General features: G+C 38.6%; 7 protein-coding genes. 5 read left to right on the top strand and 2 right to left on the bottom strand.

The features are described 5' to 3' along the window. Window positions 1–12: 12 nt before the first annotated feature. Complete coding sequence (locus HMPREF9010_RS02350; RefSeq protein ID WP_004305738.1) at window positions 13–699, bottom strand: potassium channel family protein; 687 nt, start codon at window positions 697–699, stop codon at window positions 13–15. A gap of 4 nt (window positions 700–703) precedes the next feature. Then, window positions 704–2,533 carry a TrkH family potassium uptake protein gene (locus tag HMPREF9010_RS02355; protein ID WP_008651401.1) on the bottom strand — a complete coding sequence of 610 codons (1,830 nt, stop codon included), beginning with the start codon at window positions 2,531–2,533 and terminating at the stop codon, window positions 704–706. Window positions 2,534–2,665: 132 nt separating this feature from the next. Between HMPREF9010_RS02355 and HMPREF9010_RS02360 the strand changes: the two genes are divergently transcribed. The 5 genes from HMPREF9010_RS02360 to HMPREF9010_RS02380 all read left to right on the top strand — a co-directional run bounded on the left by HMPREF9010_RS02360 (window position 2,666) and on the right by HMPREF9010_RS02380 (window position 16,769). Continuing rightward, entirely contained in the window at window positions 2,666–4,036 is a 1,371-nt protein-coding gene (locus HMPREF9010_RS02360) for a TrpB-like pyridoxal phosphate-dependent enzyme (RefSeq protein WP_004325359.1), read from the top strand. Between the two features lie 270 nt (window positions 4,037–4,306). Continuing rightward, window positions 4,307–8,368 carry a two-component regulator propeller domain-containing protein gene (locus HMPREF9010_RS02365; protein ID WP_008651389.1) on the top strand — a complete coding sequence of 1,354 codons (4,062 nt, stop codon included), beginning with the start codon at window positions 4,307–4,309 and terminating at the stop codon, window positions 8,366–8,368. Between the two features lie 923 nt (window positions 8,369–9,291). After that, window positions 9,292–11,382 (top strand): heparin-sulfate lyase HepC, encoded by a 2,091-nt coding sequence (hepC, locus tag HMPREF9010_RS02370; protein ID WP_008651387.1) that lies wholly within the window; start codon window positions 9,292–9,294, stop codon window positions 11,380–11,382. Window positions 11,383–11,406: 24 nt separating this feature from the next. Then, window positions 11,407–13,605, top strand: coding sequence for a surface glycan-binding family protein (locus HMPREF9010_RS02375; protein ID WP_008651385.1), 2,199 nt, complete (start codon window positions 11,407–11,409; stop codon window positions 13,603–13,605). Between the two features lie 20 nt (window positions 13,606–13,625). Then, window positions 13,626–16,769 carry a SusC/RagA family TonB-linked outer membrane protein gene (locus HMPREF9010_RS02380; RefSeq protein ID WP_008651384.1) on the top strand — a complete coding sequence of 1,048 codons (3,144 nt, stop codon included), beginning with the start codon at window positions 13,626–13,628 and terminating at the stop codon, window positions 16,767–16,769. Window positions 16,770–16,772 lie beyond the last annotated feature (3 nt).

Raw genomic sequence — 16,772 nt, 5'->3', positions numbered from 1 at the left:
AGATTTTGCACATTAAATAGCTTTCCAGAAAGCTTGGAAATCGCGATATCTACCGTAACAAACCAGCTCATCTCCCTCTTCCACTTTCTCATCCGCCGGTAATTCATTCTTTACATGAAGCTCCATTAAAGAAATGCCCAAGCAATTGGTTATTTTATTGGCTCTCTTCAACCCTATCATCTTTAAATGAAACTCTTCATCCAAATTCAACTCATTCACAAAATATCCTACAAATTTCTCCGGAACCGTGAACTTCACAACATAATAATCCTGATCGATGCGGAATCCTTCCATATTCGTTCCAAAATCAAGCAATTGCACCAAGCTGCGGGCAGCATCTTCTTCCGGAGTCAGGATTCGCTCAAGTTCAAAAGCCTCAAGCACCGCTTTATGTACGGCATCAATAGCACGGGCAAAGATTCGGGGAACCTTTTTCTGCTTCAATAGGGCAACAACACGTATCGATGCACCAAAATTCTCACCAATCGCTACAATTACTATATCCACACTATTCAATGGCAACACTGATAATGATTGTTCGTCAGTGGCATCAATGACAAAAGCCGTAGCAACCTTATCTTTGATTGAATCTACACGACTTTCACTAATATCCGCACCAATAATCTCGTGCCCTAATGCAGACAATTCCTCTGCCAACACATGGCCGTAATTTCCTAAACCGATAATAATATACTTCATATCTTTAGTTTATTATAATGTTATCACTCGGATAACGGTATTTTGTATTCTTTTTCTGTTTGACAATTCCCAACATCAATGTTATCAATCCCACACGTCCGATAAACATCAACAAGGATACCAACAACTTACTGGCATCACACAAATGAGGGGTCAGATTCAGACTGGATCCCACAGTACTAAGTGCAGAGACACATTCGAAAGTCAATGCCATGATGGAAACACCCGGTTCGAGTATGCTCAATGTGAAAATAAAAATGAATGACACTCCCAATGACATGACTACTGTTGCATTGGAACGCCGGATTGAATCGTAAGATAATTCTCTGCCAAACACCTCTACCCGTTCAGTACCACGCAATACGGCTACAAGATTCAGAACCACAACTGCAAAAGCGTTCACTTTCACACCACCTGCCGTAGATTGTGAACCACCGCCAACCCACATCAAGAATAGATAAACCAACAAAGTCTGCACACTCAATGATGCCAGGTCGACACTACTAAAACCGGCTGTTCGAGGACAAGTGGCATTAAAGAAAGCTTGTGTCCATTTGTCTGCCAAAGGCATACCGGCAAAGGAAGCATTCCACTCAAAAGCAGCAATAGCTAATGTACCGATTAATAAAAGCAGAAAAGTCATGATTAACACGATTTTCGTATTCAGGTTATAAAGATGCTGCATTTTGTGACGATCCAGTTTGCGTGTACGGACCAATTTCCAGAAACGACGCAGGTGATATAATACAATATCCTTGAAATTGACAAGAATGGGGAAGCCGATACCACCGAAGATTATCAGCAAAGAAACAGAAATAAACAGTCCATTATGATTGGTCATCACCATCGGATTTCCTAAATTACCGGAAAGCGTAGAAAAGCCCGCATTACAAAAAGCTGATATAGAGTGGAAAGCAGCAAAACCTAACTCGTTTTCCAAAGTCATTCCCAACGTACCGTGAATACTAAACCAAATCGAGACCATGCCAATCCCTTCAATTACCAAGGTGAAGCCTAATATATATAGTAAGGTGGACAGCAAAGATCCTAACGAATTGGAACTAACCATATCACGCACAACAAGCTGATTATAAATGGAGGTGTTTCCCATGAAGAACATGGCAAAGAAACTAGTTAATGTCATCACTCCTAATCCTCCAATCTGAATCAACAGGATAATGACAACTAATCCGGAAGTGGTGAATGTAGTGGATACATCTACCGGAACCAAACCTGTAACACATACGGCACTGGTAGCCGTAAATAAAGAGTCTACCCAGGTAATACCATTCACCGTGCAGCGCGGAAGCATCAGTAGACCTGCTCCAATCAGGATAATAGCCATAAAACTGACTGCTAATATCAAAGACGGATTGGTACGCCGTCCCAACAGGCGCACCAGACCATTGGACAAGTTGAGGAAAGAAAGGACTAATAATAACAGGAGATGATAAAACTTCCCATGCAGGAATTCCCAAATCTGCAAAATAGCTCCTTCTTCTTCCGGGCGGTGAAAAATGACGGGTATTAGAGTAAGATATAATAACCCGCTTAATATCCAGGCTAATCGCCGGTATTGTTTTTTAGTATTCCGGTATTCCAGTGAAATATGTAAAGTAACATCAATCAGAAAGATAATCCAGACTGTTTTATACAATGTCTGCAAATTAGCCACTTCATCTACGGATAAGGGAAAGCCGTGTTCATATACTACTCCGACAATCAACAACAGAGATGCCAGATAGGTGAGTGCTTCTACCAGTCCTAACAGGATACGTACATAGGGTTTTAGCAGTTTATTTTGATACAATAAAAACTTATGATAAATCTTCATATCATCTTTTTTAACAGGGTCGTGCAAACTTAAGTAAAATAACAATCAGAACCGATTCTTTGTTGACAAAATTTTCTGAATATTAAAAAAATGAGTACTTTTGGCAACAAGAAACTAAAAAACTACAATATTATGAGTGAAAAAAGAAAACGGTATATTTTACCCGAAGAAGAAATTCCACACTACTGGTACAACATTCAGGCTGATATGGTAAACAAACCTATGCCTCCGTTGCATCCGGGAACCAAACAACCGCTGAAAGCGGAAGACTTGTATCCGATTTTCGCTAAAGAGCTGTGCCATCAGGAACTGAATCAAACCGATGCATGGATCGAAATACCGGAAGAAGTACGCGAAATGTATAAGTACTATCGCAGTACTCCGCTGGTTCGTGCTTACGGATTGGAAAAAGCACTCGGTACTCCGGCTCATATCTATTTTAAGAATGAAAGTGTCAGCCCTATCGGTTCACATAAGTTGAACTCCGCATTAGCACAGGCTTATTATTGCAAAGAAGAAGGAGTTACCAACATCACCACTGAAACCGGTGCCGGACAATGGGGAGCCGCTCTTTCTTATGCAGCTAAGGTTTTCGGTTTGGAAGCTGCTGTTTATCAGGTAAAAATCAGTTATGAACAAAAGCCATACCGCCGCAGCATCATGCAGACTTTCGGAGCACAGGTGACCCCTTCTCCATCCATGTCTACCCGTGCCGGCAAGGATATTCTGACTAAGCACCCTACTTACCAGGGTTCATTGGGAACAGCCATTTCAGAAGCTATCGAACTGGCACAAATGACTCCCAACTGTAAATATACGCTCGGGTCTGTGCTTAGCCATGTTACTCTTCACCAGACTATTATCGGACTGGAAGCCGAAAAACAGATGGAAATGGCAGGCGAATATCCGGATATCGTAATCGGTTGTTTCGGAGGTGGTTCCAACTTCGGAGGTATCTCTTTCCCATTCATGCGTCACACGATACAGGAAGGAAAAAAGACTCGTTTCGTTGCTGCCGAACCTGCATCTTGCCCGAAACTGACACGTGGTAAGTTCCAGTATGACTTCGGTGATGAAGCCGGATATACTCCGTTGCTACCGATGTTTACTTTAGGACACAATTTTGCTCCGGCCCATATCCATGCCGGCGGTCTTCGCTATCATGGTGCAGGTGTCATCGTTTCACAGTTGCTCAAGGATAATCTGATGGAAGCAGTAGATATACAGCAATTGGAATCTTTCGAAGCAGGTTGTCTGTTTGCACAGTCTGAAGGTATTATTCCGGCTCCAGAGTCCAGCCACGCTATTGCAGCAGCTATCCGCGAAGCTAACAAATGCAAAGAGACAGGAGAAGAAAAAGTGATTCTGTTCAACCTTTCCGGACATGGCCTGATCGATATGACTTCTTATGATAAGTATTTGGCCGGTGACTTGGTAAACTATTCATTGACTGATGATGATATTCAGAAGAATTTAGACGAAATAGGAGATTTAGCTAAATAATAAATTGCCTGCCAGTTTCAAGTTTCACCACCGATTTCACAGATTAACATGGACTTAAATGTAATTCGAAGATTTTCGATACAAAAGTCCATGTTAATCTGTGAAATCGGTGGCATTTTTTCCATCCTCCTACATTTTCTTTCTCTCTGTTGAACACCTCCATACACCCACTGTATAGACTGGAAAGATTGTATAGTTTTCCGGTCAATTCATGGGGTATATCAAAGATTTCACTATCTTTGATGCCATTATTAATCTTATGAACTAATAATGAGCAGCTTTAACAAAATAGCAATCTGTCTACTTTTTCTATGCGCAGGGGTTAATTATGCTTTTTCTGATATTCCGGAGCAAATCAACTTCTCCTATATCTCTATTAATGAAGGATTGTCACAAAGTACTGTATTCTCTATCGATCAGGACCAACGAGGCAATATGTGGTTCGCAACTTATGACGGAGTAAACAAGTACGATGGGTATTCATTTACAGTTTATCAGCATAATGAAGATGATCCGAACAGCATCGCTAATGACATTTCGCGAATCGTAAAGGCTGACAGTCAGGGACGGGTTTGGATCGGCACGCGGGACGGTTTGTCATATTATGATGAAGAGAAGGATAAATTCAGAAATTTCTTCTACGAAAAGAAGGGGAAGAAGCTGCAAATCAACGGTATTGCGGAGATCTCACCGGAACAACTGCTCATAAGTACACAGGAAGGTCTGACTATGTTCGATATTAAAGAATCACGATTCGTTGATGATTCTTTTAGTACGGCTATGCATAAGATAGTGGCTTCTGCTCTTTACAGACAGGGCGATATTATCTATATTGGTACCCCGGTTGACGGGCTTTACAGCTATTCCATTCCTCAAAAGAAACTGGAAAGAATTACTCCGATAACAGGCACTAAGCAGATTCAAGCCATTTTGCAACAATCTCCTACCCGCATCTGGATAGCCACCGAAGGAGCCGGTCTACTTCTATTTAACCCGAAAACACAAGAAGTCAAGGCCTATCATCATTCTTCTTCCAATCCTAAAAGTATCAGTTCCAATTATATCCGTTCCCTGGCATTGGATTCGCAAAATCGCCTATGGATAGGAACATTCAATGATCTGAACATTTATCATGAAGGAAACGATTCTTTCGTTTCTTACAGCAGCAGTCCGGTAGAAAGCGGCAGTCTGTCACAGCGTTCGGTCCGCAGTATCTTTATGGATTCGCAGGGTGGAATGTGGCTTGGAACCTATTTCGGAGGACTAAACTATTATCATCCGATCCGCAACAGATTCAAGAATATTCAGCGTATTCCATATAAGAATTCTTTAAGTGACAACGTAGTCAGTTGCATTACCGAAGATAAGGATAAGAACTTATGGATAGGAACGAATGATGGGGGATTGAATCTATATAGTCCCAAGACACAACAGTTTACGCACTATATCTTACAGGAAAACGAACGGGAAATCGGTATTGGTTCCAACAATATTAAAGCCGTATATGTAGATGAACAAAAATCGCTTGTATATATAGGAACACATGCTGGTGGCCTGACTGTTCTCCACCGCAACAGTGGACAAATGGAAAGTTTCAACCAGCTGAATAGCCAGTTGGTCAATGAAAATGTGTATGCCATTCTTCCTGACAAGGAGGGTAGTATCTTATTAGGAACTTTAAGTGCACTGGTTAGTTTTAATCCGGAGAAACGGAGCTTCACCACCATAGATAAAGAAAAAGACGGTACGCCATTTACTTCACAACGAATCACAATCCTGTTCAGAGATTCTCGTAAACGTCTTTGGATCGGTGGTGAAGAAGGTATATCAGTCTTTCAGCAGGAAGGAATCGAAATAGAAAAAGCTCCTATCCTTCCGGAATCATCTGTAACAAAGATGTTTACCAATTGCATTTATGAAGCAGCCAATGGCATCATTTGGGTAGGTACACGTGAAGGTTTCTACTGTTTTAATGAAAAAGAGAAGAAGATCAAACGATATACGACTGCTAACGGTTTACCCAATAATGTGGTTTACGGTATTCTGGAAGATACCTTTGGGCGTCTCTGGGTAAGCACCAACCGTGGTATCTCCTGTTTCAATCCGGAGACAGAGAAGTTCCGCAATTTTACGGAATCCGACGGGTTGCAAAGTAATCAGTTTAATACTTCTTCATTCTGCCGCACCTCTAACGGGCAAATGTACTTCGGGGGTATCAACGGTATCACAACTTTCCGCCCGGAACTCCTACTGGACAACCCTTACACTCCTCCGGTAGTCATTACTAAACTTCAACTGTTTAACAAAACAGTCCGTCCGGATGATGAAACCGGTATCTTGACTAAGAATATCAATGAAACAGAAAGTATCACGCTAAAATCATGGCAAACGGCTTTTACGCTTGAATTTGTGGTATCCAACTATATTTCAGGTCAACACAATACTTTCGCTTATAAATTGGAAGGATATGATAAAGAGTGGTATTATCTGACAGACAAACGTACTGTCTCCTATTCCAACTTGCCACAAGGTACTTATCATTTTCTGGTAAAAGCTGCTAATAGTGACGGGAAATGGAATACCGTTCCTACGATGTTGGAAATCGTTGTTCTCCCTATATGGTACAAGACCTGGTGGGCAATCGTGCTTTTCCTCGCTATTTTTATCGGCTTTATCACTTTCGTCTTCCGCTTCTTCTGGATGCGTAAAAGCATGGAAGCAGAGCTGGAGATTGAACGTAGGGACAAGGAACATCAAGAAGAAATCAACCAGATGAAGATGCGTTTCTTCATCAATATTTCCCATGAGCTTCGCACGCCGTTGACTCTTATCTTAGCTCCTCTACAAGAAATAATCAATAAGATCAGTGACCGCTGGACTCGTAATCAGCTGGAATATATCCAACGCAACGCTAATCGCCTGCTACATCTTGTCAATCAATTGATGGATTATCGCCGCGCCGAATTGGGAGTTTTCGAGCTGAAAGCAAAGAGAGAGAATGCGCATCAACTAATACAAGATAATTTCTTGTTTTATGATAAACTGGCACGCCACAAAAAGATTACCTATACTCTCCATTCCGAATTGGAAGATAAAGAGGAACTTTTTGATCCTAATTATCTGGAACTGATTGTTAATAACCTACTTTCAAATGCTTTCAAATATACGGAAAGCGGTCAAAGCATTACTGTGACATTGAAAGAGGAAAATAATTGGTTGGTACTGCAAGTTAGTGATACCGGTATTGGTATTCCCATCAATAAACAGGGAAAAATATTCGAACGTTTTTATCAGATAGAGAGTGAGCACGTAGGAAGTGGTATCGGTCTCTCACTGGTACAACGCCTGGTAGAATTGCACCATGGTCGTATCGAACTGGATAGTGAAGAGGGTAAAGGCAGTACTTTCTCTGTTTATCTGCCACAAGACATAAATACCTACAAACCCTCCGAACTAGCTTCTAATGACACTCTGAATGAGGAAGGACAGGTATATTCCACCAACTCGAAAGAAATGTATTTCATTGATACGGAAAAGGTCGAAAACGAAACGATCGAAGGCGGTGACAAGAAGCGTGGCACTATTCTTATTGTAGAAGACAATAATGAAATCCGCCATTATCTTAGCAGCGGACTAGCCGAACTCTTCAATACGCTGGAAGCCGGAAATGGTGAAGAAGCTTTGGAAAAACTGAAAGACAATGAAGTTGACATCATTGTAACTGATGTCATGATGCCTGTGATGGATGGTATCAAATTATGCAAGAATGTGAAGCAAAATATCCGTACCTGTCATATTCCCGTGATTATCCTGTCTGCTAAAAGCGAAGTCAAAGACCAGATGGAAGGTCTGCAAATGGGTGCGGATGATTATATCCCGAAACCATTCTCACTTGCTATCCTGACTACGAAGATACAGAATATGATGCGTACCCGTAGACGTATGCTTGAACGGTATTCCAAATCCCTGGAAGTGGAACCGGAAAAGATTACGTTTAACGCCATGGATGAAGCTTTACTAAAACGTGCTGTAGCGATTGTAGAAAAGAATATGGATAATATTGAATTCTCTACTGACGAATTTGCCAGAGAAATGAATATGAGTCGTTCTAATCTGCATCTTAAATTGAAAGCCATCACAGGCGAATCGACTATTGACTTTATACGCAAGATTCGTTTCAACGAAGCGGCAAAATTACTGAAGGATGGCCGCTATACAATAGCAGAGGTCAGCACAATGGTAGGTTTCAATACGCCGTCTTATTTTGCTACGAGTTTCAAGAAGTATTTCGGATGTTTGCCTACGGAGTATATTAAGAAAGCAAAAGGATAAGTAACCAGCAAAGCAAATCCAAAAATATCATGTTTTTTACGGAATACAATCCACAAAAACCATGATATTTTTGGATTTGAAGAAAAAAGCTTGAATTTTGTTCTTTTGATAAATCCGGAAGCTACTTTCACAGTGATTACTCCTGATAATATAGAAGAATTCCTATTGTAAGTACAAGGTGAAGTTTTGCACATACACCAATATATAAAGTAGCGCTTTTCTTCTTTCCCGCACGGATTTGGACTAATTCATTTCGGTATGGAAATAGCCCCCAATACTATCGCTGACAATAACTCGTCAATATGCAGCTTTTATTTCTTTCTCTTGCTTATATTATTTTTTCAATTGCCTAAGAAGTTTTCGTTTGACAGTTGTTGAACGAACGCTTGACATATGTTGAACTATCGCTTGACAATTGTCAAACGAAAACTCCTTAGGAAATGAAATACCTATTAATAGGTAAACGATTGCTTAAAAATAACTAATAAAATCATTAGTGCCAATTGATTCCAAACCAGGCAGTTTTTGGTTAAACGGGAATTTAATTCAGACAGAAGAACATAAGAACAAAAAATAAAATAGCAGTTCAATAAGCAACTGAAATAATTTTCAAAGCGCAGCATTTATGTTCTTTTGTTCTTATGCCTAAAAATAAATGATTATTTAGCTCATTTCCGCACCAAAATGAATTAGTTTATTTCATGAATTGAACAGGATAAAGTTTACATTATGATATATAAAAGACTTACTATCAGCCTAAAAAACATTTTTTTAGACATTATTGATATATGATTCAACAATATTAATATCAAAAAATCATTTTTTGAACAAAGTGTGAACAAGACCAATCACTATTTCTAAATAAACAGATTACATTTGCAAACAGTAAAATATAACTTTTAATAATTAAAACCTAATAAAGTATGAAGAACATCTTTATTTGTTTATTCGCAATGTTCTTTCTGTCTAATTGCACAGACGACAAAGACGAATTAATCATTGGAGAACCCAACAAAGAAGGAACAACATCCAAACCATCCCTCGAAAATGGTATTGAAAAAAAACTTTTTGATGTCATCAACCTCGACTATCCCGGATTGGAAGAAGTTAAAAAGCACTATCAAGCGGAAGAATATTACGAAGCAGCTAAAGCACTGCTAGAATATTATCGTTTGCGAACAGAGGTAATCAACCCTAACATATCTCTTATTAGTACAACAGCATCCGCTTCCGAGCAAAATATGGCAGAGCAAGCTTTAGAATACCGATTTTACATTCGTAACTTTCAGGAGAAAAAAGGTGAAACTGATGCCGACAATGTCTATTACTCTTTTAAAAATAAAGATGGAAAAATTGATTGGAATTATATTCCTAGTGGTATAACAGACAACGAATTCAAATATCAGCTTCATCGTCATCAATGGATGGTCCCCCAAGCCAAAACTTATCGGGTCACTCAAAATGAATCATATGTTAAATCATGGATTGAAGTTTATTCAAATTGGATGGCGAATTATCCATGCCCAGACGGTATCACTCCTAATGATTATTATCCATGGATCGGATTGCAAGTAGCAGAACGCGTTACTTCACAAATAGAATTGATGACTTATTATATGTATTCTTCCAACTTCACTCCAGCTTGGTTATCAATCTTTCTAAGTCAGTTCTCTGATGAAGTGGAAAACATTCGCAAAAACTACTATGCAGATAGTAATATTTTAGTAACACAAGCATATGCAGTAGCTATGGCAGGCGTATTATTGCCCGAATTTAAGAATGCTTCCACATGGTTAGAAGAAGGAGCTAATAAGCTGAATACTCAAGTACAAGAACAGTTCAATGAAGACGGTGTACATTATGAGCTTGACCCAAGTTATCATATTGGTGCAATATCCGATTTTTACAATATTTACGAAGTAGCTCAAAAAAACAATAAGGCTAATAAATTTCCTGCCAATTATATGGAGTCATTACGTAAAGCTACAGAGTTTATCATGGATATCACTTACCCTGACTATACAATGGATAATTTCAATGATACCCGGTCAGCACGTTTATCAAAGAGCGTATTAATCAAGAACTTCAAACGCTATGTTGAGATGTTTCCCGATAATGAAAACATGAAGTGGATGGCTACCGAAGGAAATGAGGGGGAAAAACCCACCTATTTAACCAAAGCCTACAAATATTCCGGTTATTATATCTTACGTAACGGTTGGGACGCAGGTTCCACTATGTTGATTCTAAAAAACAACTATAATCCGGATGACAAATGGCACTGTCAACCAGATAATGGTACATTCAGTTTATATCGTAACGGACGTAATTTTTTCCCTGATTCAGGAGTATTCGCATATAGTGGCAATGAAGCTAAGCGTAATGAGTTCCGCCAAACTAAATGGCACAACACAATGACTATCTATGCGAATAATATTACAACAACAGAAGGACGTTTTCTGAAAATGGAAACACAAAATAATGTGGATGTTGTAGTAACAGAAAATGCAAGCTACGAAACCTTATCTCATCGCCGTGCCATTTTCTATGTAAATAAGAATAATGTAGATAAAGAATTCTTTGTTCTTATAGATGAAGGGTATGGAGCTGATAACGGAAAAAAATACAATTTAAATTTCAACCTCTGCCCAGGAACTGATGAAGAAGTAGTTCTTGACTTAAACCAGTTTGGAGCTCATACTGCTTTTGCTGACGGAAACAACATTATAATGAGAACATTTGCCAGCAAGAATATCACTGACGCTGCAACTTCATTCAATGGAAAGCTATCCAATGATATCGACACTTCAATTAATCGCAAAGGATATACGGTAACACTTAGAAAGGGAGCTAAAGAGACAGCTGTTCGTTTTATCACAGTAATTTTACCTATTGCAGATGCCGCATCAGCTACCATATCTGCCGAATTTACAGATGAAAATTACAGCGAGAACGGAAGTTCTATCAAAGTCACAGTCAATGGCGAAGAATATAATTTAAGCTATACACTATAATAACTAACTAATATTATAAAAACAATGAATCTAAAAAAGTTAACAACAAGATTCTTTATAACCTTGTCTATAGCTACTTTAAGTGCTATAGGTATCTCTTGTGAAGATACAGAGACAACGAATACTATCGGTTTTGCAGTCTATTACTATGGTGTAACTGATATAGGGCCATCAATGAGTTACACTGTAAATCCTCCAACGTATGTCGGAGGTACGCCATCAGAATTCAACATAACCAATATCACTCTTAACGGAGAAGTATGTTCGAGTGAAAGTTTCATCATAGATCCTAATAAAGGCTCTATTGAAATCACTAATACGGAGAATTTAGCAGTAGGTCTTTATAGCATTTCAATTGGGTGTAAGTCCAATGGCTCTTATCATGAATTTAAAGATGCAATTGCAATAAACATGATGGCTCCTGTTCCTGATGGTATCAAAGTAGAACCTAACTATATAAAGGTTAATTTCCAAGAAGTTGGAGAATCTAAAGCAACTGCCCAAGTCACCACTGAAGGAGAGCATGTGTCTATCAGAACTTATGCGATCGCAAAAGGACCAAATAGCGACTTTTTTAAAATATCCAACACGGGTGTTATCTCAATCAATAAAGATAAAACAGCAGAAATGCAACCTGGCATTTATCCTGTTTCTTTAAAACTAACTACGCTTGCTGGAGAAGGTATATTTGAAAATGCAATTACTTTCAATATAACTTCCAAACCATTATCAGTAACTTACAACTCTGAAAATAAGGGAAAAATAGAAGAAGAATCCGTTTCAAGTGGACCGACAAGCTATACCAGCCCTATACCAACACTAAAAGGCTCAACAGAAGGTTTGATTTACAGTATTGAAAAAGTGACACCTGCTACAGATAAAATAAAAATAGATCCGACAACCGGTGTATTATCCGTAGCAGCAAATCATGGAATGATAAATGGAACTGATTATGTGATTGATATAAAAGTTATCAATGAATATGCACCAGAAGGTATAGTAATGGAAGGTGCCTTTACACTATCTGCGGTAGGATATATCGCTCCTATTGAAAACTTCTCATATACTAATGTAGAAAGAGTGCAATATACAAGTATTTCAGTCGCTCCTTCAGAAGGGCTAAAAGGAGATGATATACAATTTTCATTTGTAGATCCAGATCCGAAGTGGAATGGTAAATTACTACTCAATAGTGAGACCGGAGCTATTAAAGCTGAAAAGAATAATACGATCCCTATAGGGACTTATACTATTACCGTACAAGCAATTAATAATAAAGGTAGCCAGAATGCAACATTTACATTAAATATAAAGGAAAATCCCAACGACATCCAATATATTTATTATGGAAACAATTTAGGTCTTGACAAAACGAAGGAAGCCTCACAATATAGAGTAAAAGATGGTGCTAGCCTAGCTGCTTTGAATTTAATGCCTACCACTAATTTGGATGGTAAGGGAATCAACATCACTTGGAAAATTACAAGTCAACGTAACATGGCAAATGCTACCATTGATCCAAATACAGGTAAGATAACTCTATCTGCTGATGACTACATATCAACAGATTCACCAGTCGCTCTACTTATTATAGAAGCTTCTGCCGGATCAGGAGAAGAAAAAAGAACTCTTAAAATACCAGTGGCTTTTGATTACGCTGCCGCATCTAGTGGCGTTACTATCGAATACACTCCATTTGTATTCAAAGTGAATCCAAATAGGGGCGGGACTTCAACAAATCCTGTAATTAGTGGTATAAGCGACACATCCCAGTTATTATTAGACTATCGTCGTTCATTCTTCTATTATAATCTGAATGGACCTAAATCCCACAAAAGTGGTGCTATTAGTACGAATAAGACGACTGGAGGAGTCACTACTCCAGCTGACGAATCTTATTTTATGAATCAAGTATGGCGCAACTATTATGGAAGTGGAGTACCTAACTACGGAGAAAAGAGCCCAATGTCATATTATAAAAATACCGGAGATCTTACCAAACCTTTAGGTTATGTAATTCCCGAAACATTCGCAGTTAAGATTAATGCAAATAAATGGTATGGCGACGATAATTTATCTAATGAAGGAGAAGCACCTGCCAGCAGTTATGCAAATGGAATAATGATAGGACAAATGACGTTTACAAAAGACAAAAATGAAAATAATATAAACAACGGTTCCAAGATATTCCCTATATTAATTTGGTTTGACGAAAATTTCTAAACTAAAAAAGTAAATATACTATGTATAATATATTAAATAAAACAATCAGCAAAAGAGGGTGGTTCACCCTCTTAGCTCTCCTCATTACAATTTGCGTTTCAGCGCAAGACATCAAAGGAGTTGTAGTAGACGAAACTGATTTACCTCTTATTGGAGCAACAGTCAGAGTGAAAGGTGCTCAAACCGGGGCAACGACTGACTTAGATGGTAAGTTTACAGTTAAAGCCGGCAAAAACGCAACGTTGGTTATTAGCTATATTGGCTATCAAACACAAGAAGTAAAAGCTCAATCGGGAAAAGTCCTTTCTATAAAATTACTTCCCGATAATGCCATGCTGGAAGAAGTCGTAGTAGTGGGATATGGTTCCATGAAGAAAAATGACTTGACTGGTTCAGTAGCTTCTGTCGCTTCTAAAGATATTGAAGGTTTCAAAAGTAGCTCCGTTATGGAAGCATTAGGAGGTCAGGTAGCCGGTGTACAAATTACCCAAACAGATGGTACTCCCGGTGCTGGATTCGACATTAAAATTCGCGGTGTAGGAACGTTAAATGGTGATGCTTCTCCACTATACATTGTTGATGGGTTTCAAGTAGACAACATTGATTATTTATCCAATTCTGACATTGAATCTATTCAAATATTAAAAGATGCTTCTTCCTCCGCTATCTATGGTGCCCGTGCAGCAAATGGCGTTGTATTAGTCACAACAAAATCCGGAAAATCCGGCAAGCCCTCTATTAGTTATAATGGTTCGGCAAGCTACCGTAAAATCGCACAAACATTAGATGTATTGAATCCATATGAATTTGTAAAATTACAAAGTGAACAAAAAGCGCAATATATTCCTAATTACTACAAACAAGGAGAAGATGAAAATGGCGTTCCATACAGATACCAGACACTAGATGACTATATCGGAGTTAGTCCGATAGATTGGCAAGATGAGACCTTCACTCCAACTTGGTCACAAGATCACAATGTTTCGATAACGGGTGGTAATGAAGACACGAAATATTCAGCTTCATTCTCACATTATAAAGAAAACGGTATATTTAAAAATAGTGGATTCACTAAAACTACAGGTAAATTCCGTGTCAACCAGAAAATCACAAAGAAAATCACCTTAGATGCTACTATTAATTATGCTAACACGAATAAAATGGGAGCAGGAACTTCCGGTGATAGCGGACGCTTCAATATGTTGGCACAAGTATTAAGAGCTCGTCCTACCGGTGGATTAAGAATGACCAATGAAGAACTATTGGCAAGTGCCATAGACCCTATCATGATGGAAAGCGGAGAAAGTCTGGCACAAATGAATCCTATCGTTCAAGCTGAATCTGTGACAAATAACAAAAGAAATGAAATGTGGACTGCAAATATGTCATTAACTTATAAGATTATAAAGGGATTGACATTTAAAACAGCCGGAACATATAATACTAACAACAGCCGTACAGATATATTCTATCAAGAGAAATCACGCCAGTCGATTACAAATGGCCGAATGCCTTATGGAGAAACTCAAATGGGACGTGACAAACGTTGGACAAACTATAATCAATTAACTTGGGAACAGAAAATTAAAAAACATCGTTATGATGTAATGTTAGGTGAAGAGATTTCGTACAAAAGCACAGAATATCTACTGGGACAGGCAAAAGACTTTCCAACTGATGAAATGGAAAATGATAATCTTGGATTAGGTGCCACCCCTAGTAAAGTTGCGACTTCTTTCACTGATAAAACCATGCTATCTTTCTTTGCCCGTGGTAATTATAGCTATGACAACAGATACCTATTAACGGCGACTGTACGTGCTGACGGCTCTACAGTGTTCTCATACAAAAACAAATGGGGATTCTTTCCTTCATTTTCTGCTGCTTGGCGTATCTCCGAAGAGAAATTTATCAAAGAGAATTTACCGTTCCTTTCAAATATGAAACTACGCCTGGGATGGGGTACTGTAGGTAACGACCGGATTGCTAACTTCCTATCTCTCGATTTATATTCTTTAAGTAAATATGGTATAGGCAACAGCACCGCAACCGTGTTGAACCCCAAACATCTGAAAAATAATAATTTGAAATGGGAAGGTTCAACGACTACCAATCTCGGAATAGATTTAGGCTTCTTCGCTAACCGTTTGAACATAACAGCAGACTTTTTCATCAAAAACACCAAAGATTTGTTATTGGCCCAAAACTTAGCATACGTAACTGGCTTCTCATCACAAATGCAGAATATTGGTAAAATACAAAACAGGGGTATTGAAGTAAGTGTCAACAGTACAAATATTCAGAAACGAAATTTTCTATGGACTACAGATTTCAATATTTCATTTATCCGCAATGAACTGAAAGCTTTATCTTCAGGAGCCAATTATGCTGAAGCATATTCTAATTTTGATAAAACAAACTTCACTCAATCAGACTATCGGGCTATTGTAGGAGAATCATTAGGTCTTATTTACGGTTATGAATTTGATGGAATTTATCAAGCCAACGATTTTTATACAACTCCGGGAGGGCAAAAAGTACTAAAACCCGGGATTACTAATAATACACGTTATACACAAGGAGTAGCACCTGGTGTTGTAAAATACAAAGACCAGAATGGAGACGGCATTATTGATACCAGAGACCGTACTGTAATCGGAAACGCTATGCCAAAATGGTTCGGTGGTATCACTAACACATTCAATTTCTATGGAGTAGATCTTAGTTTCATGCTGCAATTCAACTATGGAAATGATGTGTATAATGCCACTCGTTTATTCGCCACTTGCTCACAAGACGAACGATACAATATGCTAGCAGAAGTTGCAGACCGTTGGACAGAAACGAATGCATCCAACAAAGTACCTTCTTTAAAAGGCTATGTAAAAGGAGATGTATATTCCCGTTTTGTAGAAGATGGCTCATTTCTACGATTGAAAAACCTAACCTTGGGTTATACTATACCTCATAAATGGACTAAGAAAGCATATATATCCAAACTTCGTGTATATGCTAGTGCGCAAAACCTATTTTGTATTACCGGATACAGTGGATACGACCCTGAAGTCAGTTCAGCTGCCAGCAATCCGATGACACCAGGACTGGATTGGGGAGCTTATCCTAAGAGCAAAGTATTTACATTCGGACTTGATATTCAATTTTAAATA

Source organism: Bacteroides sp. 3_1_23 (genome assembly GCF_000162555.1).
Taxonomy (GTDB): Bacteria; Bacteroidota; Bacteroidia; order Bacteroidales; family Bacteroidaceae; genus Bacteroides; species Bacteroides ovatus.
Note: the sequence above shows the minus strand (reverse complement) of the source record. Positions and strands in the feature narration are given on the sequence as shown.